We start from the raw sequence: 17805 nt of genomic DNA, 5'->3' as shown, positions 1-17805 counted from the left end.
ACGAGTTACGCTGCGCTAAACTCGCGGCAGCAATAGCTTTTATTATTTCAATTCTTTCCGCATCAACAAATCCGTTTGATGGTCATCTCCCAGGAAAAAATCATGAGTGCTAAATGCTTTAAAACCATGGCGTTCATAAAAACGGATAGCATTATGGTTGTTATCCCAAACGCCAAGCCATATGTATTGCAGATTATCTTTTTTAGCTAGATCTTCAGCAAAATCTAAAAACTGTTTACCTATTTGTTTGCCCTGGGCGCTTGATAATACATAAATGCGTTCAACCTCTACTGCATTTTTATCCTTAAATTCAGTTTGAGCTGATGCATAGTTGATTTTAATATAGCCAACTATTTCATTGTCTAACAAAGCAAAATAGAACGCAGAATCAGGATTATTAATCTCCGTGAGTAATTTATCAGTACTAAAAGCTACGGATGCATAAGCTTCTATATCCTCGGGCTTGTTCAGATGAAAAAAAGCATCGAAGAAAGTTTTCCGACTAAACGAAACAAGCATATCAATATCTGTAGCGAAAACTTTTTTAATGATCATATTCAAATTCTCAGATCAACAAATCTTTTTATTCAAACTGCCCCTGCAAGCGTTCCAGTTTTTCAATAATGAGGTTAAGCTTTTCTTCTTCGTTCTTGAAGATTCGTTTTTTGTAGTAAAACGTTAAAAAGAAGATCCAGATAATGGTAAGGCCATAAACCGCTATTTTATAGTATATAGTAGCGCCTTTAAGTACCTCAACAAAATAAAGTGATAGGCCCAGGCTAATCAGCAATACATACAGGTAATAAAACCAGCCTACAATTTTTGCCCGCTTTTTTTGATATTCTTTTAAATCCTGCAAATATTCAGTTGGGTTAATAGTGGCATCGCGTTTATTTAATATGCGGTAATTCCGGATGATCATAACGGCATACAATAGCATGGTTACCAGCATAATAATAATGCCTACATACGTTAACCATGATTGGAATACAAAAAAGAACAGTATGAAAAAGGTAAGCGCCAGCATGGCAATCATTGCCACTACGCCCCAATACAACTGACTGGTGATACTCCTAATTCCCTTCTTTACCTGTTTCAGCACCTCGTCCACCGAAAGCTGATCTTGTTTTGGCTGCGCTTGCCAAACAGACATTAAATGATCAAAGTCTTTCATACTGGTTGTATAATTCTGTTAGTTTCTGTTTAATACGATGAATTTTAACCCGCAGATTTCCTTCGGATATACCGGAAACTTCCGCAATTTCAGGGTACGGTACTTCATCAAGCACCAGCGTAATAATTATTCTCTCTGATTCTTCCAACTTCGATATACACTTATAAAGCAGTGCTACCTGCTCATTTTTCTCTGAAAATTCCTCTCCTTTTGTTTCCGCTATCAGCGGTGTAAGCTCCTCTTTGCCTTGTCTTTTTTCTGATCGCAGATAAGTAAGGCAGGTATTTACCGCAATACGGTATATCCATGTTGAAATAAGCGCCTGGTTACGGAACTTATCCAAATTTTGCCAAACTTTTAAAAATGTTTCCTGTAAAAGGTCGTTCGCAGCATCATCATCCCCGGTGTAGCCATAGCACAAATGGTAAATCTTTTTTGAATTAGCTTCAAATATTTCCTTAAATGCTGCTTCTTTATTGTCGGCCACTTATTCAGTTAATTTATATTTAGATGTAGGTTTATACTATTTGTTACAACAAGTAATCATTCTTATTCATCCACGGAAATTTTGCTTCCGCTTCGCTAAGCATGGTATTATAGCTCTCGCTAAAATCAAATTGCATATCCTCGTGCAACTTACCAATTAAAGTTTTAACCTTTATAATTTGTCTGATTAAAATTAATCTTAACGGTTTGTATGAAGATTTTCTGTCGCCATATTGAATATAATTGGTGCAAAAATTAAGCAACAGATCTATCTCCGCCTCTTTTGAACCCATAAATTTCGTGTACTTGCTCAGCAACCTTAATATTTTGCGCATGCTTTTAGCCGCATTATAACTCTGTACCGGCAGCTGACTAAACATAAAACCCGCTTCAGCTTTTATCTTCTCCACAAAGCCGGCTTCGTTATCTGCCTCAAACAATAAGTAGGCCAGCAGTTCCTTGTTCTCTTTTTTATAACGGGCAAGGCGTAAGCATAGTTCAGCCATTTGCAGGGGGCTTAAATGCTGTATCTCTTTTTTAATATCCTGTAAACCGTAGGTAGTAATGCTCATGCCCTATATATATTTCAGCAAAATAACTAAATTTTGTAGTTTTGCGCCCTCCATTAAAGTAAATGCACAAAAGCAAACTCACCCTTTATATTTTTATTGCACTTATTTTGGGTGTAGTAGCCGGGTACATTTACAATGTACATGTAATAGGCGAAATTAATAATAAGATAAGCAATGCTGATGCCAATATTAAAAGTATCAGTACGCGTTTGCTTACTTTAAAAGATACTACCACTGTCGATTACAGATCCCTCAAAGTACAAAAGGCAGCCCAGGCAGTTATCCGCAGTAAAAATGATTCGCTGCGTGATGATAAGCTGGAGGGCTTCACCATTTTAAGCGATATCTTCTTAAGACTGATAAAAATGATCGTTGGTCCGCTGGTATTTACAACGCTGGTAGTTGGGGTGGCCAAAGTTGGTGATATTAAAGCTGTAGGTAGGATAGGGGGCAAAACACTGCTCTGGTTTTTAAGTGCTACTTTGGTTTCGCTGCTATTAGGTATGCTGCTGATAAATATTTTTAAACCTGGCGCTGCCATGAACCTGCCTCTGCCGGATAGCCATTTAGGTACAGATATTAAAGCAACCGGAGTATCATTAAAAGACTTTATTGGTCACGTTTTCCCAAAAAGCTTTTTTGAGGCGATGGCCAATAACGAGATACTGCAGATAGTAGTATTCTCCATATTCTTTGGTGTAGCAACCGCTGCCATTGGCGAAAAAGGGGAGATAGTTATAAAGGCAATGGATGCCATTGCCCACGTGATATTAAAAATAACGGGCTACGTAATGAAGTTGGCTCCGCTTGCAGTGTTTGGTGCCATTACTGCTGTAATAGCAAAGCAAGGTTTAGGCATATTATCCACCTATGCCATATTTATAGGCGAGTTTTATTTTTCGCTGATCATGTTATGGCTCATCATTGTAATGGCCGGCTTTTTTGTATTGCGTAACAGAGCATTCACGTTGGTGAACCGCATAAAGGACGCTATGCTGATAGCATTTGGCACATCAACCAGCGAAGCAGCCTATCCAAAAGTATTACTGGAACTGGAGCGTTTTGGATGCAGTAGTAAAATAGTAAGTTTTGTACTGCCTTTAGGTTATTCGTTTAATTTGGATGGCTCGATGATGTACATGACCTTTGCCTCCATATTTTTAGCACAGGCTTATGGTATTCATTTAACTTTCGCCCATGAAATAACTATGCTATTAATATTGATGGTAACCAGTAAAGGCGTAGCCGGTGTGCCGCGCGCTTCATTGGTGGTAATAGCTGGTACGATAGGTATGTTCAATATCCCAGAGGCTGGTTTAGCACTATTAATAGGTATTGACCCGCTATTGGATATGGGCCGTTCAGCAACAAACGTATTAGGCAACGCCATGGCCACAGCAGTAGTAAGCAAGTGGGAAAACGAATTGGCAGCAAGTGATGCCGATCTAACATAAATCAATAACTCTATAATTCAATAATTATAAAACCCATGATGTCGAAAAGTTTAAAAAAGATATTCCTGTCGCTAAGTATTGCGCTGCCGTTTTTAATATACTGTGTGTACTATTATGGTATGATGATAAAGAATGCGCCATACAAGTTTAGTGAGTTTGAGTATGTCGTATTCCAATACGGTAATGGCGATAGCCTGGTTAATAAATATGACTCAAGAACAGGCGAATATCAGTACCTGAACGCGCATGACTCCTTAATAAAAAAACACCTGCACCTGCGCAGCGACGATTTTTTATTAATACACCGTGCCGCAGCTGAGATGGGTTTTTGGAACTTCCCGGCAGTTGAGGTGAATGATTCACTGAAGAAGAAAGGCGTAGTTTCGCCACATTATCTGATAGAGTTTAACTATAAACGCAAGAGTAAAACAGTGTTGTATGATGCCGGCTTTGATGGCGACCCTAAACTTAAAGATGCTAATGAAGAGTTAATAAAGCAGATACAGAAGGTTTTGGACGATGCAGAAGGCCGTGAAATAAAATAAATTACGTGTTGCTTTTTATATAAGCAATCCCTATATTTGCACCTCGAATTTTAAAACAATAATTAACAAACACATGTACGCAATAGTAAGTATAGCCGGACAGCAATTCAAAGTTGCAAAAGACCAGCAGATCTTTGTACACCGTTTACAGGGAGATGAAGGCGCTAGTATTGAATTTGACAATGTATTGTTAGCAGAAAACGAAGGTAAATTCAAATTAGGTTCTGATTTGAAAAGCGCTAAAGTATCAGCTAAGATCGTGTCTCATTTAAAGGGTGATAAAGTGATCATCTTCAAAAAGAAAAGAAGAAAAGGTTACAAAAAGAAAAATGGTCACCGCCAGCAATTCACCAAAATAGAGATCACAGGTATCACATTATAATTAAGATTTAAACAGGAGCGGCGCAAGCGGTTCCATAAAAATATCAAAAATGGCACACAAAAAAGGGGCCGGTAGTTCCAGAAACGGCCGCGAGTCACATAGCAAGCGTTTAGGTATCAAGATCTTCGGTGGTCAGCCGGCAATCGCAGGTAACATCATCGTTCGTCAGCGTGGTACTAAACACAATCCAGGTTTAAACGTAGGTATCGGCAGAGACCATACCTTATTCGCTTTAGCTGAAGGTATTGTAACTTTCAAAAAGAAAGCTGATAACCGTTCATACGTATCAGTATTACCATTGGAAGCTGCACCGGTTGCTGAAGTAGCAGCACCTGCTCCAAAAGCAAAAGCTGAGCCTAAAGCAGTAGCAGCGCCAGCACCAGTTGCTGAGGTTGAAGCTACTGAAGAAGCACCAAAAGCAAAGAAAGCTGCACCAAAAGCAAAGAAAGCTGATACTGCTGAAGAAGCAGAAGCTCCTGCTGCTGAGTAATTAGCGATCCGCATAAAACATTAAAGCCCTGATCTTATTGGTCGGGGCTTTTTTTGTTAAAACAAGTTACACCAGTTATAATAAGATACGCGTTAACGTGTTATCTGGCAGGAAAATAAATTGGACAACTAAACTGCACACGCACTGGTTTACCATTCTGCATTGCTGGTGCCCATTTTGGTGATTGGGTAATTAATCGTATCACCTCCTTATCTGCGCTTTCAGACAAGCTTTGAGTAATCCTAATATTAGTTAGACTGCCATCTTTTTCTATTACAAAAGCCACTCTTACTGTACCTTCATTATTTTTACTTTTTTCATTATTCCGGATGTATCCAGTAAAAAACCTCATTAAACCACCTGGAAATTCGGGTTCTACGTCCGTTTTTTTATAGATAGTCGTATCATTACTACTCGTATTAGTTTTGAGTAAAACTGAACTGTCTACTTTCTGAGCCGGTAAGTTCAACCGAAACGTAATGGGAATAGTAAAACTAACAGGAACGGGTCGGCCATTTTGTATCCCGGGTTTCCAGGGTGGTGAACTATTTACTACTCTTAATGCTTCAGCATCAATATCAGGGGAAACAGAACGTACTATTTTAGCATCGCTAAGTTTTCCATCTTTTTGAATTATAAATTGAACAAATACTTTACCCTGGATATGATCCTTTACCGCGCTGGCAGGGTAAAGGATATTTTGGGCTGCAAAGGTTAAAAAATCGCCTTTTTTGAACTCTGGTGGATTCTCAATAGTAACATATATACTATCTTTTTGTGTGTTTTGTGCTTTTGAGGTTATGGCTGCTAGTAGAATTAATAGGACAAGTAAAGGTTTTTTCATCCCATAAATATATCAAATGTTAATTGACACTACTGATATTCACTTTCAATTTCCGCCTTTATCTTTTTGGCTTGCTCTAAACACTGATCGTAATTGCTTGCTACTGATTTTGAATAACCAATAGCAAACTGAAGTATCAACTTACCCCGATAAGATGCCAGCAACCTTATAATATCAACAGGTTTATCGCCCATTACGTCTGAATTGTTGATGAGCAGGTCTGTCAGCCTCTTTTGATTATCATTAAATGCGTTTTCTGTAAAATCAAGCGTTGGTAAATCCTGCTGATAAAATTCCAGTATATCATTTCTTAACGAATCATTTTCAATGGTCTGTATTTTTCCGCTTGATTTAAAGCCATCATAACGCCCATTAACTATACGCGTGTTAAAACTGGCAATGTTAAACGACCTTTTTATGTGAGTATTTTCGAGGCTATCTACGTCTGATCCTTTTAACTTCATAACCATGGTATAATTACTCCTTGTGGAGTCCATATCTTTTTTGCTTTGCTGCAGCATGTTTATCTCATCTCGAAGGTCGCCTTTAAGGCCTATCAGAAATTCTTTGGCTTCAGCTTTTTCCTTGTAATGTTCGCGGGTGCGCTCTATTAATGCGGCAAAGCTTACTGCAAATACAATAATGAGTATTTCAATGATAATTTCCTTAGTCTTTTCCTTAAAAGGCTTATCATGCGATTTCATTACTTTAATAGCCTTTTTTGTATGGCCAATGATCTCGTGTTCCATGAGCTAAAGATATTAATTCTGTTTAATCAAATAGCTATGTCATTTCGAACGATAGAGAGAAATTTTCTAAAAGACGCAATGCGAATATGCTAATTGCAGAAGATTTCTCTCTATCGTTCGAAATGACAAGAGGGGGGAAGTGATATGATGTGATATTAATTCTCCCTCACCAGCAAACCATCTGCAAAATCGTGCAGGTATTGCTTATGGTCTTCGGGTAAATTGATCTGCTCGAGGGCATTAAACGCGTTATCGGCGTATGCTTGCATGGCTTCCTCGGCATATTGCCTTATTTGCAGGGAATTGTATATGCGGGTTACGGCTGCAACCTTTTCGGTGTTATCAAATTTCGTTGCATTTATCAAATTGCTCAGTTCAGCAGCATCTTCGCCTTTTGCCAGTTCAAGGGCTTTTATAAGCAAGTATGTTTTTTTGTTGGATATGATATCACCGCCAACCAACTTGCCGAATTTTTCCGGGTCGCCGTAAACATCCAGTATATCATCCTGTAATTGGAAGGCTATGCCCAATTGTTCGCCAAAAGTGCTTAACAGGGCTGCATCCTTTGCAGGAGCTCCACCTATCAGCGCGCCAATCCTGAGGGCGCCACCAAGCACTACAGCGGTTTTAAGGCGTATCATGTTGATGTATTCATCAATGCGCACATCATGCTGCTGCTCAAACTCCATGTCAATCTGTTGACCTTCACACACCCCCACAGCAGTTTCATTAAAAATATCGAGTACCTGGCGCAAAATACTGTTATCAACCTGCATCATCAGCTTATAGCCTTCAATCAGCATTACGTCGCCCGATAGGATACCTACATTCTGGTTCCATTTTTCGTGTACCGTAGTTTTGCCGCGGCGCAGGGGGGCATTATCCATAATATCATCATGCATCAGCGTGAAATTGTGGAATACTTCAATAGCCAATGCAGGCGAAATAGCCTTGGTAACATCGCCGCCAAATAGCTCGCAGGCCATTAGCAACAGGGCAGGGCGCATGCGTTTGCCGCCCAATGATAATATATAACTTATAGGTTCGTAAAGCTGACCAGGATGCTCAGGATAGGTTAATTCATTAACCGCATCGCTGATCATCTGCTGTAAATCACTAAGTTTATTCATGTGTTTTATAATTAGTGAATGAGTGATTTAGTGAATGACTGAATTTTAAAATCACTCATTCGCTCAATCACTCATCCACTCAATAGCCTATTCCTGTACTAATGAAAAATCAATTTGTTTTTTGGTAAGATCAACGTTTTTTACTTTGATCCTTACCTCATCGCCCAACTGGTAAATCTTCTTTTTACGCTGACCGATGATGGCATAATTTTTCTCGTCTAAGGTATAAAAGTCGTCCGAAATATCACGCAGGCGTATCATGCCTTCACATTTATTTTCAATGATCTCAACATACATACCCCATTCGGTAACACCCGATATCACACCGCTAAAGATGTTACCAACCTGATCGCGCAGGTACTCAGCCTGTTTGTATTTAACTGATGCGCGTTCGGCGTCGGCCGCTTTTTTCTCCATTTGCGAGCTGTGCTGACACAGCTTTTCATAATGCTCAGCATTGGCTGATTGGCCGCCGTTTAAATAATGGAATAACAGCCTATGCACCATTACATCCGGATAACGGCGAATAGGTGATGTAAAGTGGGTATAATGATCGAATGCCAAACCGTAGTGGCTGGATGATTTGGTGGTATAAATAGCCTTGGCCATAGAGCGGATAGCCAGGTGTGTAAGCACATTCTGCTCTTTCTTACCTTCAACATCCTCCATTAAATAGTTAAGGGATTTAGCTGTCTCTTTATCAGATTTTGTGTTGATCTTATATCCAAACCTTGCAGCAAACTGCGCGAAATTAGCCAGCGCCTCCGGTTTAGGAGAATCATGCACACGATAAACGAAAGTATATTTGTGCTTTCCTTTGCCCATTTTGCTTACATGCTCAGCAACCTTACGGTTTGCCAGCAGCATAAAATCTTCTATCAGTTTATGGGCATCCTTGCGCTCTTTAACATAAACGCCGATAGGCTTGCCGGTTTCATCCAGCTTAAATTTTACTTCAGTGGTTTCAAAGCTGATGGCGCCGTGTTTAAATTTACGGTCGCGCAGTTTATAGGCCAGTTGATTTAGCTGTGTTATTTCTTTTTCGTAATCACCTTCTTTACTTTCTATGATCTCCTGTACTTCCTCGTAGGTAAAACGTCTGTCGGAGTGGATAATGGTTTTACCGTACCATTCATTAACAATATAGGCATCCTCATCCAGTTCAAATACGGCAGAGAAAGTCAGTTTGTCTTCTTTGGGGCGCAATGAGCATAAGCCATTTGATAAGCGCTCAGGCAGCATCGGGATCACCCTGTCAACAAGATAAACTGATGTGCCACGGTCCAGTGCTTCCTTATCCAGTGCGGAGTCAGGGATGATATAATGCGATACATCAGCAATGTGTACACCCACCTCATAATTGCCATTCTCTAAATATTTAAATGATATGGCATCATCAAAATCCTTGGCATCAAATGGGTCGATGGTAAAGGTGAGCACATCCCTGAAATCGCGTCTTTTAGCTATTTCCTGTTCGCTTATTTTGTCGGGGATCTGTTCTGCTTCATGCTCAACTTCAGCAGGGAAGGATAGCGGAAAACCGTACTCGGCCAATATGGCGTTCATTTCGGTGTCATTCTCGCCTTGTGCCCCTAAAATATGCTTAATGCGGCCTATTGGGTTTTTTGCATCTGCGGGCCAATCGGTAATTTCAGCTACTGCTTTTATGCCGTTTTTAGCGCCGTTCAGATCATTTATCGGGATGAAGATATCGTGCATCATCTTCCGGTCGTCGGGGATGAAGAAAGCAAATCGCTCAGAGAGTTTTACAATACCTGTAAACTCCATTTTGTTGCGTTGCAGTATCTCAATTACTTCACCTTCCTTATGTTTACCCTTGCTTTTGGCATACACGTAAACCTTAACACGGTCGCCGTTAAGTGCGTTGCGCAATTTGCGCGGCGCTACGAATATATCGCTCTCAAACTCATCATCAGTAACAATAAAGGCTGAGCCATCGTTGGTAAGGTCAACCTTACCTTCAATAAATGTTTTAAGCTCAAGTAGTTGGAATTTTCCGGGGGATAGTTCTTTAAGGATATCTTTTTTAGCTTCTTCTCTTAAAATTTCAAATATTATATCGCGTGATTCCGGATCGCGCACATTGAGCTTTGCCGAAACCTGCTTGTAATTTAGTGGTGTATTTCCATTCTGTTCAAACACATCAAGTACCATTTGGGTAAGTACCTGCTTAACAGAGGAGTTATTTTTCTTTTTAGACATTAATGCAAAGATAGGGAATTGTGGTTAGAGATTTGTGATTCGAGGTTAGAGATTAGTTAGGGATGACTTTATTAACATCTCACCAAATTAAACCTAATCTCTAATCACTAACCTCCAACCTCTAATCTCACTCAATAAAACTACCATCACCTCTGCGCTGCATTAGCTTGCCATGGCGTTTGGGTGCGCCGCTCCATTGTTGCAGGTTCATCCTGAAGCTTACCATTACATAGCGGCTTAAGGCATTGGTTTTGGTATCTGTATAACCTGTTGGAGTAATTACCCGGTTTATGAAGTTGTTCTGGTCGAGTATATCAAAAAATTGCACGCTCAGGATGCCATTTCTTTTCTTAAAAAACTCTTTCTCGAAATAAGCATTCACTACAAATGGGTTCTTGGTAACGTTTGAGCTGATGCCTGTCACATAGTTTTTGCTCGCGCTGTAGCCTATCATCCATGTTTGCAGAAAGTACACTTTGCCGTCAACACTTAGAGCCAGTGTTTTGGTGTTATTGTCCAATGCATCGGGCAAACTGTTTGATGATGTGGTAACATTATAGGAAACATAAGGATTTACTTCCAGCCAATCGTTAGGATCAATTCTCGGGCCGAAGCGCTCGTTAAACCGCCAGGTGGAGGAGAAGCTCTCCACATTATTGCTCATGGCTATGTTGCGGCCATAAGTTACGTTGCCATTCAGTTCGAGATTGTATTTACGGTCATCATATTGTTTGGCAACATTATAATTTCCGCTTACAGTATAAGCGCCATTTAGATTGGTATAATGGGTGTAGGGTATTAAGCTGGTATCGCGTAAGGTTTCTCCTGTGGTAGGATTTCTTTTGGTGACGATAGTTGGCGTGAGGATGTTATTGGTTACAACCTGGTTATTAACAAACGAGGCATTAACATTTGCTGACACATTAAACTGCGAATTAGCTATATAATCGTTATAAATAGCGTTAATGGAATGGGTGAACGATGGTTTAAGATCAGGATTACCTATTACAGGGTTTTGCGGATTTGTAAGATCGGTAAAGGGTTGCAGCTCATTAAAAGTAGGCTCAGTTGGTGTGCCTGAATAATTTATGGAAAACCTTTCCTGCCGCGACCACATGTACATATACCTGAAAATAGGTATCAAATTAAAGTCAGAATGATCTACTGTTCCTGCATATCCCTGCCGCTCGCCTTGTAAAAGGGTTGGGATAGCCGTAACGCCCAATGATAGGCTATACTTAGGCTTGTTGATCCGGTAATTCAAAGCGATGCGCGTTTCAGCAAAGGAATAGTGGTAAACATTGGTTAAACTGTCAATTTGGAAGGTGCGGCCCAGGCTATCAACATTATCGGTATAAGCATTGTTATTATATCCCCGGTAAATATATTGCGCATTAAATTCAAATTGCGAAAGCGGACCTACCGGCTCAACATAAGTTAAACTGGCCCGATAGCTGTTGGTTAAACTCCCGCGCTGAATAACCCGGTGTACCAGCGAATCCAGGAATGGTGTGCCGGTAGTAATGGTATCCCGGTAATAAAGGATACTATCTTCCTGCATGCTATTCATTTGCGCATCAGAATGGGTATAGCTCAACTGCAGTGAGATATTCCTGCGTTTCTTTTTAAATATATGCTGATAAAACAGCACAGCACCATACGTAGGTGATGACGAGGTACTGCCATTATTGTTAAGCGATGTTTGGTTAATTACCCCGGTTTGGTAATACTGCGATAAATTATCGCTGTTAGTACCCGAAAAGCTGTAGGTAGGTGTAAACCTCATGTAATTGGCGCTGTCGATATTATACTCCATATCGAAGCTGGCCGTATGAGTTTTGCTGTTGTTGTTCCCGGTACTGTTGTTAGTGAAATTGGTATTGCCTAATGAGCTATATTGCTTACCTACGCTATTATTGATGGAGTAAACATCATTATAGGCATAAGTATAACTCATGTTCACCTCTATTTTTTTGCCCCAGTCATCGCGGTAATTAAAGGCAGGCCCGCCGGCTTTTGTAGTACCTCCGCTGCCGCCGCTGCTGCTTTGGCTGCCTAAGGAGCCATTGCTGGCACCGTTGAGGCCTGTGCTGGCAACGCCGTTCACCGTATTACGGAAATTGGCAATTACACCAATTTGCTGGTTAGCATCAATACGCTGGCCAAAAACACGGTCGTCATACCTGCTGTCGCTGCCTTCGCCTGCGGTAAGGCGGGCAATATTACCAACCGATCTATCGGCACGCGTAGTAATATTCAATACCTTTTGCGGGTTACCGTCTTTAACACCTGTACGGGCTGCTTCATCGCCATAGTCATCAACTATTTGTATCTTATCAACTATATCGGCAGGCAGAGTCTGTATAGCCTGGGCCACGTTGCCGCCAGCATAGTCTTTGCCATTCAATCGGGCTTTCATTACCTGCTGACCCTGGTGGGTTAACGTACCGTCAGATCCTACTTCCATGCCTTCCATTTTTTTGAGCAGTTCGTCAACAGTGGCATTTTCGCGTACTTTATAATCGCTGGCCTTATACTCAACGGTATCTGTTTTATAGGTGATGCTTGGTGTGCCGTTAATATTTACGGTTTTAAGCATATTATTTTCGGGCTTAAGCACAATGGGGTCTAAGACAATATGCTTAACCGCGTCATTATTGAGGTATTTACGGGTTGTTGTCGCAAAGCCGATCTCAGAAATAGTAAGCACAAAGGTGGCTGCCTTTACATTTTTCAGTACGAATACACCATCGGTATTGGTGGCTGTTCTTAAAGTATCAGTTTTTGATTTTAAGGTGATAATGGCGCCGATAACTGTATTGTCGGATGTATCCTTTACAATGCCGCTCACTTCTCTGAGCGCAATAGGCGGCGAGAGCGGGGTAGAGGGTCCCCTGGCTGATCCGCTTCTTCCCCCTCCACGCTGAGCAAATAAAGCCTGCGTTAATAATGTTATAACCAGCAATAGGTATAATTTTTTCATCCGTGATCAGAACTATTATTTAGTTGGGCCTGTAGCCAATGTGTATTTACCCCAAAAATCTGTCGGACTCATCATATCCGACACATCCAAACTTTTACCGCCTCCAAAAGTTGGCCCTCCGCCGCCGCCAAACCCTCCACCGAAGCCGCCTCCACCGCCGCTAATTCGATTGCCACCGCCTATACTAATGCTGTTACTGCCAAGTTGTAAGCCATTAACTTTAATGTCATAAGCTATCTCTTTTTGATCGCCGGGCGCAACATCCAGTAACTTTAACGGGATGGATAATTCATAAACAAAAATCCCCTTATCATCAATGTTTGCTACCGCTTTAATACTGTATTCGTTATAAATAGATATGACGGTATCGGTAATATCCTTAAATCCTAAAGCGCTTAGCTCTTTGGCTGTAGCCAATGTTTGTTTTTGCAGTTCGACAATAGAGGCAGTATCCGGGGTATCCTGTTGACCAAAGCCTCTTTTTGAGCGCCCGCCGCGTCCACCGCCACCTGTATGACTTACCATAGGGTAGGTGATATTAAATGCATTCTTGTCCTTTTTTTTACCAGCAGTATTCAATATGAAGCTTATCCCGCCGGCTAAAATTTTATTGTTATTATCCATATCGGTTGATTTTATGGCGAGGTAAATATTCTTATCATCATTGGCAATGGTATACCAAAGCTTTACAGTTTTATTATAAGCCTGTAAAGTGATGCCCCATTCTGTAAGCTTACCATCAATTTTTACTGTTGATGGCGCCCATAAATTGCCTGCCTGTACACTTTCTGTTTTTTGGGCTCTCAGGTTACTATATATGCAGGTTAAAATGATTAAAAGTGTAACTGATTTTGATATGGATAATACTTTTTTCATGCCTGTTTAATTATAATACCGGTAAAAGAATAAAATATCAGGTGTTATAGCATTAGTGATAAATATTCTATTTAGGATTTGATGTGAAAATACAGCGAATGTTTAATCAAAATAGGTTTGTCATATAAATGTTGCTTTTATGTCATATAATTGTTGCACAGACACTTAAGAAGCTGGGGATTCAATGGGGTTTTACGCTTCATCTATTGAAGCAAAATGGACCGTTTTACAGCCTCAATAATTATGGAAAAACTATTTAAAAAAAGATTTGCATCAATAATTTTAAAGCTTACCTTTGCATTCCCTTTCGGGATGTAGCGTAGCCCGGTATCGCGCCACATTTGGGATGTGGAGGCCGCAGGTTCGAATCCTGCCATCCCGACAAAAGCGATACCAATCGAGTCGGTAAAACCCCTTAAATCGTATGATTTAAGGGGTTTTTTATTTTATTCCAGCCCAATTTATTCAAGTTATATCAAAGAAAATGTGCCCTATTCGGTGCCCCAAATTTATATTTTATATTTGGGTACAAATAGTAAATTAAGTATTTTATAGTCAATTGATTAGTTTATTTTGATTGTTTTTAGCCCCTTTTGATATGGGTTTAAAAACCCGGCAAATTGCCTCCCAATGCAAAAGCCGCTAAAGACTGTCAATCTGATGCTATCTGTAACTTAATAATTGACGAATATGAAAACAGTAAACAACACCTTTGGCGTTATTTTTTACCTAAGAAAGTACAAGGCCACTAATGACGGCAAAACCCCAATCTATGCAAGGATTACCGTTAATGGAAGCCGAATTGATCTTTCAATTAAACGTAGTATAGAACCGGGTAACTGGAATTCAAACAAAGGAATGGCAAAAGGAAGCCGGGAAGAAATCATCAAACTGAATAAATACCTTGACCAATTGCAACCTGATAGTCTACTTTTTAGACTAGAATAGTAATTTAAAGTTTTTGCTCATTAGATTTATGCATATCTTTCAATAAAAAATCCACCTGAGATGATAATTTCAGGATCAAGTCATCTTTTTTAGACAGTTGGTCAACTAATTGTTCTACTAGATAATAATTTAGCTTGGAATCGTCTGGCCCAGCAGTACTATTGTTTTCAAATATGCCGTTTTGGGGATTCGATTCGGATATTAATTCAGATAAGGGCACATTAAATATTTTCCCGAGTTGTTTTATTCGTGACTCATCAAGTTTTGTAGTACCTTTTTCTATTAAACAATAAGCATTTTGACTTATAAATAATTTATCGGCAAGTGATTTTTGGGATAAGCCGGAGGCAACCCTCAATTGTTTTAATTTGTTCTTTGGTATCATTAATATAGCTTAGGTGTTTCAAATATAGAGATATTTGATATAATAAAAGAAGTTTTGATATTATTGTGGCGAAAAACCCTCTATATTGTGTTAATCAACTTTGGCCAAATATTGATGTGGGCTTACCTTTTCTGAAACCCACGCATAGTGCGAAAAAGTAAGAGAGCCTTTACAAAATAATATGATACAATCATTTAATTTAAAGCAATACGATTTGACTGAATTGTCACAAGATCAGACTGTTAGTATTGATGGCGGGTCACTCTTCGGAACCCTTGTAGACACTGCAATTTCGGTGCTTAATTCTACACCAGCTGGTGTAGTCGCTGCCGGTGGACTTGGTTTAGCAGCTGGTCTTGTACGCGGGTTTGTGGCTGGCATAAAATGATTATTGAGAATTGAGAGATCGTTCCTCGATAATTTGTGGCAAAGCGTTTTTCTTCACACGGATACATTTAACAATTTGAAGTTAAAAATGAAATTTGCTTTAAACCCAATCTAATTATTAAATAAATTAATAGCTTATTATGAAAACATTCAGTGAATACAATTTAGATGAGCTTTCGCTGTCAGAAATGCGCGAACTCAATGGTGGAACAGTTCCAGGAAACACTCTCCCAGAGAAAGTTGGTTACGCTATCGGCCACGGCATTGCAGCAGTGGTAAATGTGGCAACTACATTATTTTTCCCTTGGGTTTAGATGTTACTTTAAAATGGGTAATTATTATTACCCATTTTTTATTTTTAAATTATGTTGACAATTGCAAAGAATATTTATCTATTCTATAAATCTCCTCTTTCAAATAACGAATCGCTTCAATTCAGTAAATCAAAGTTATTTTGGCAAGTTCTATTAATTTATTTTTTAGGATTATTTATCGTCGCTCCACTATCTAACGCTATCACGGCGATTATACCTTTAATATCAGGATATAAAAACCCAATGGATATTTTCCATTCAAAATTGAATAAAGTAAATATGCTTTATGGCTATTATCAATTTTTGTTAGTGTTATTAATAATGCCAATAGTAGAAGAAGTTATTTTTAGATTGCATTTGATATATAATTGGCATAACGTCGTCATTTCACTTACTGTAATATTGCTTTATGCGTTAATAAGCTTTTATAAATTAAATTACACCTTTAACGTATCATTGGTGCTCTTTCTCTTTTGTGGGCTGGGGGCGTTGTTAGCAACAGTAGTACTACATGATACGAAACAGCTTGGTCAATGGCCTTTTGTTATTTCTGCAGTATTGTTTGGATTCGCTCACCTTGGTAACTATGGAACGTTACATATCAGTATATTTTATTTTTATATTTTCTTGGTTTTACCTCAAATTTTCGCTGGGCTTATTTTGGGATACATCAGAGTCAACATGGGGATAGTATATGCAATTTTAATGCATATTTTAATTGACGTTCCGGTGATGTTAGTTCAGTTTTCTAAGCACTACTAATATTAAGTATTATATCTATTACTATCATAATTGAATAAAAAATCAATCGCAATGGCTTCAAAAAAATATTTTCGCTATGGAATGATTATAATATTACTTGTTATAATCGTCCTGTTTATCCTTAACTATAAGGATTTTATGCACGGATTTGAAAAAGGATATAAGAGCAAATAGTCTATCTTCCTTCAAACTTCAAGTATATTCCATATCGTGATGATCCGTTTTGCTTATTTTTTGCAAGCATTCAGTATTTATGCAAGACCATGAAAATTGATCCATTTTTTACTATCTATGGCACGTTATAAGTCAATTACACTGATTCATATTCTCTCGATAATTTAATTTATGGAAGAGACAATAAATAAATTTGCAGAAGAAATATTGGATTTTAAGAACTACCCGAATTTGATCGTTTTCCAGAACAAAAAAATTCGGGAAAAATTGGTCTTACTATTTATGACGTATTTCTTTATATTTTTGTTAATAGTCTTATCTGGGCTAATAATCTTAGGAACAGACTTTATTGTATCAAATGTTCTACATTTTAAAAACATTCACAATCAAGATACAACCCAGCTAAAGGTCGAATTTACAAAATTTGGTCTTGTGAAGGGGGCATTAGTGATGGGTTTATTAGGCCCGTTGATCGAAGAAACCATATTCAGGTTACCATTATCATTAAATAAATATCATATAGCAATTGCCCTGTCATTAGCTATGCTTTTTTTTAGCGGAAAAATATATACTCTGCAATATATAGATTGGGCGTTCGCAACACGTTTATTGATTGCAATTGCACTGTTTTTAATTATTGTAAAATGGATGCCAGCGAATCTTTCACAAGTTGACAATAAGTATAAAACATTTATAAATATTAGTTCTATCGCTTTGTTTGGCCTGGTACATATTACCAATTATAGCCCTATTCAATGGCCAATCTTTTTTTTATATCCCATTTATGTATTGCCGCAAATATGCCTTGGCTGGGGACTTACATATATCAGATTTAGAAATGGTTTTTTTTGGGGGTTACTCTTACACTGTTTCTTAAATATAATTTCATACGTAGTTACTTTTCTATGAATTCATCTTTATGAAATT

20 protein-coding genes and 1 tRNA gene are annotated in these 17805 nt (G+C 38.8%); 10 read left to right on the top strand and 11 right to left on the bottom strand.

What is annotated here, in order from left to right:
- Positions 1–42: 42 nt before the first annotated feature.
- The 4 genes from BLU33_RS14215 to BLU33_RS14200 are packed head-to-tail and all read right to left on the bottom strand — an operon-like array spanning position 43 to position 2232.
- Positions 43–555, bottom strand: a complete 513-nt coding sequence (locus tag BLU33_RS14215) for a GNAT family N-acetyltransferase (protein ID WP_091374082.1) — start codon at positions 553–555, stop codon at positions 43–45.
- 28 nt (positions 556–583) lie between these two features.
- Positions 584–1174: a hypothetical protein gene (locus tag BLU33_RS14210; RefSeq protein ID WP_091374080.1), complete on the bottom strand. Its 591-nt coding sequence runs from the start codon at positions 1172–1174 to the stop codon at positions 584–586.
- Positions 1161–1661 (bottom strand): RNA polymerase sigma factor, encoded by a 501-nt coding sequence (locus BLU33_RS14205; protein ID WP_091374076.1) that lies wholly within the window; start codon positions 1659–1661, stop codon positions 1161–1163. Before BLU33_RS14205 ends, BLU33_RS14210 begins: the two co-directional genes overlap by 14 nt.
- Positions 1662–1704: 43 nt before the next feature.
- Positions 1705–2232: a hypothetical protein gene (locus tag BLU33_RS14200; protein WP_091374073.1), complete on the bottom strand. Its 528-nt coding sequence runs from the start codon at positions 2230–2232 to the stop codon at positions 1705–1707.
- 62 nt (positions 2233–2294) lie between these two features.
- Between BLU33_RS14200 and BLU33_RS14195 the strand changes: the two genes are divergently transcribed.
- The 4 genes from BLU33_RS14195 (at position 2295) to rpmA (ending at position 5103) form a co-directional block, all read left to right on the top strand.
- A complete protein-coding gene (locus BLU33_RS14195) occupies positions 2295–3686 on the top strand; it encodes a dicarboxylate/amino acid:cation symporter (protein ID WP_091374071.1) in 1392 nt (463 codons plus the stop codon).
- Between the two features lie 35 nt (positions 3687–3721).
- Positions 3722–4231, top strand: a complete 510-nt coding sequence (locus BLU33_RS14190) for a hypothetical protein (protein WP_232009288.1) — start codon at positions 3722–3724, stop codon at positions 4229–4231.
- A 73-nt stretch (positions 4232–4304) separates the two neighbouring features.
- Complete coding sequence (gene rplU, locus BLU33_RS14185; RefSeq protein WP_091374057.1) at positions 4305–4613, top strand: 50S ribosomal protein L21; 309 nt, start codon at positions 4305–4307, stop codon at positions 4611–4613.
- 49 nt (positions 4614–4662) lie between these two features.
- The gene (gene rpmA / locus BLU33_RS14180; RefSeq protein WP_091374051.1) at positions 4663–5103 is read left to right on the top strand and encodes a 50S ribosomal protein L27; all 441 of its coding nucleotides are present in this window, start codon (positions 4663–4665) and stop codon (positions 5101–5103) included.
- Positions 5104–5203: 100 nt separating this feature from the next.
- Here rpmA and BLU33_RS14175 read toward each other — a convergent pair whose 3' ends face one another.
- From BLU33_RS14175 to BLU33_RS25400, 6 genes are all read right to left on the bottom strand, one after another.
- A complete protein-coding gene (locus BLU33_RS14175; RefSeq protein WP_091374047.1) occupies positions 5204–5947 on the bottom strand; it encodes an energy transducer TonB in 744 nt (247 codons plus the stop codon).
- Positions 5948–5976: 29 nt separating this feature from the next.
- Positions 5977–6696 carry a hypothetical protein gene (locus tag BLU33_RS14170; protein ID WP_091374044.1) on the bottom strand — a complete coding sequence of 240 codons (720 nt, stop codon included), beginning with the start codon at positions 6694–6696 and terminating at the stop codon, positions 5977–5979.
- Between the two features lie 155 nt (positions 6697–6851).
- Positions 6852–7826: a polyprenyl synthetase family protein gene (locus BLU33_RS14165; protein WP_091374040.1), complete on the bottom strand. Its 975-nt coding sequence runs from the start codon at positions 7824–7826 to the stop codon at positions 6852–6854.
- 87 nt (positions 7827–7913) lie between these two features.
- Positions 7914–10049 (bottom strand): ribonuclease R, encoded by a 2136-nt coding sequence (gene rnr, locus BLU33_RS14160; RefSeq protein ID WP_091374037.1) that lies wholly within the window; start codon positions 10047–10049, stop codon positions 7914–7916.
- A gap of 127 nt (positions 10050–10176) precedes the next feature.
- Entirely contained in the window at positions 10177–13032 is a 2856-nt protein-coding gene (locus tag BLU33_RS14155; protein ID WP_091374034.1) for a TonB-dependent receptor, read from the bottom strand.
- A gap of 15 nt (positions 13033–13047) precedes the next feature.
- A complete protein-coding gene (locus BLU33_RS25400; protein WP_091374031.1) occupies positions 13048–13908 on the bottom strand; it encodes a hypothetical protein in 861 nt (286 codons plus the stop codon).
- A 308-nt stretch (positions 13909–14216) separates the two neighbouring features.
- On the opposite strand from BLU33_RS25400, the gene BLU33_RS14145 reads away from it, so the two are divergent.
- Both BLU33_RS14145 and BLU33_RS14135 read left to right on the top strand, forming a co-directional pair.
- A tRNA-Pro gene (locus tag BLU33_RS14145) sits at positions 14217–14290 on the top strand.
- Positions 14291–14598: 308 nt separating this feature from the next.
- Entirely contained in the window at positions 14599–14856 is a 258-nt protein-coding gene (locus BLU33_RS14135; RefSeq protein WP_091374023.1) for an Arm DNA-binding domain-containing protein, read from the top strand.
- Positions 14857–14860: 4 nt separating this feature from the next.
- Here BLU33_RS14135 and BLU33_RS14130 read toward each other — a convergent pair whose 3' ends face one another.
- Complete coding sequence (locus BLU33_RS14130; protein ID WP_091374020.1) at positions 14861–15241, bottom strand: helix-turn-helix domain-containing protein; 381 nt, start codon at positions 15239–15241, stop codon at positions 14861–14863.
- A gap of 223 nt (positions 15242–15464) precedes the next feature.
- On the opposite strand from BLU33_RS14130, the gene BLU33_RS14125 reads away from it, so the two are divergent.
- The 4 genes from BLU33_RS14125 to BLU33_RS14115 all read left to right on the top strand — a co-directional run bounded on the left by BLU33_RS14125 (position 15465) and on the right by BLU33_RS14115 (position 17787).
- The gene (locus BLU33_RS14125; protein WP_157682148.1) at positions 15465–15629 is read left to right on the top strand and encodes a hypothetical protein; all 165 of its coding nucleotides are present in this window, start codon (positions 15465–15467) and stop codon (positions 15627–15629) included.
- Between the two features lie 139 nt (positions 15630–15768).
- Complete coding sequence (locus BLU33_RS25115) at positions 15769–15942, top strand: hypothetical protein (RefSeq protein ID WP_157682147.1); 174 nt, start codon at positions 15769–15771, stop codon at positions 15940–15942.
- Positions 15943–15993: 51 nt separating this feature from the next.
- Positions 15994–16704 carry a CPBP family glutamic-type intramembrane protease gene (locus tag BLU33_RS14120; RefSeq protein ID WP_091374014.1) on the top strand — a complete coding sequence of 237 codons (711 nt, stop codon included), beginning with the start codon at positions 15994–15996 and terminating at the stop codon, positions 16702–16704.
- A gap of 345 nt (positions 16705–17049) precedes the next feature.
- A complete protein-coding gene (locus tag BLU33_RS14115; protein WP_091374011.1) occupies positions 17050–17787 on the top strand; it encodes a CPBP family glutamic-type intramembrane protease in 738 nt (245 codons plus the stop codon).
- The last annotated feature ends 18 nt before the right edge of the window (positions 17788–17805 follow it).

The organism is Mucilaginibacter mallensis (assembly GCF_900105165.1).
In the GTDB taxonomy this organism is placed as follows: domain Bacteria; phylum Bacteroidota; class Bacteroidia; order Sphingobacteriales; family Sphingobacteriaceae; genus Mucilaginibacter; species Mucilaginibacter mallensis.
Note: the sequence above shows the minus strand (reverse complement) of the source record. Positions and strands in the feature narration are given on the sequence as shown.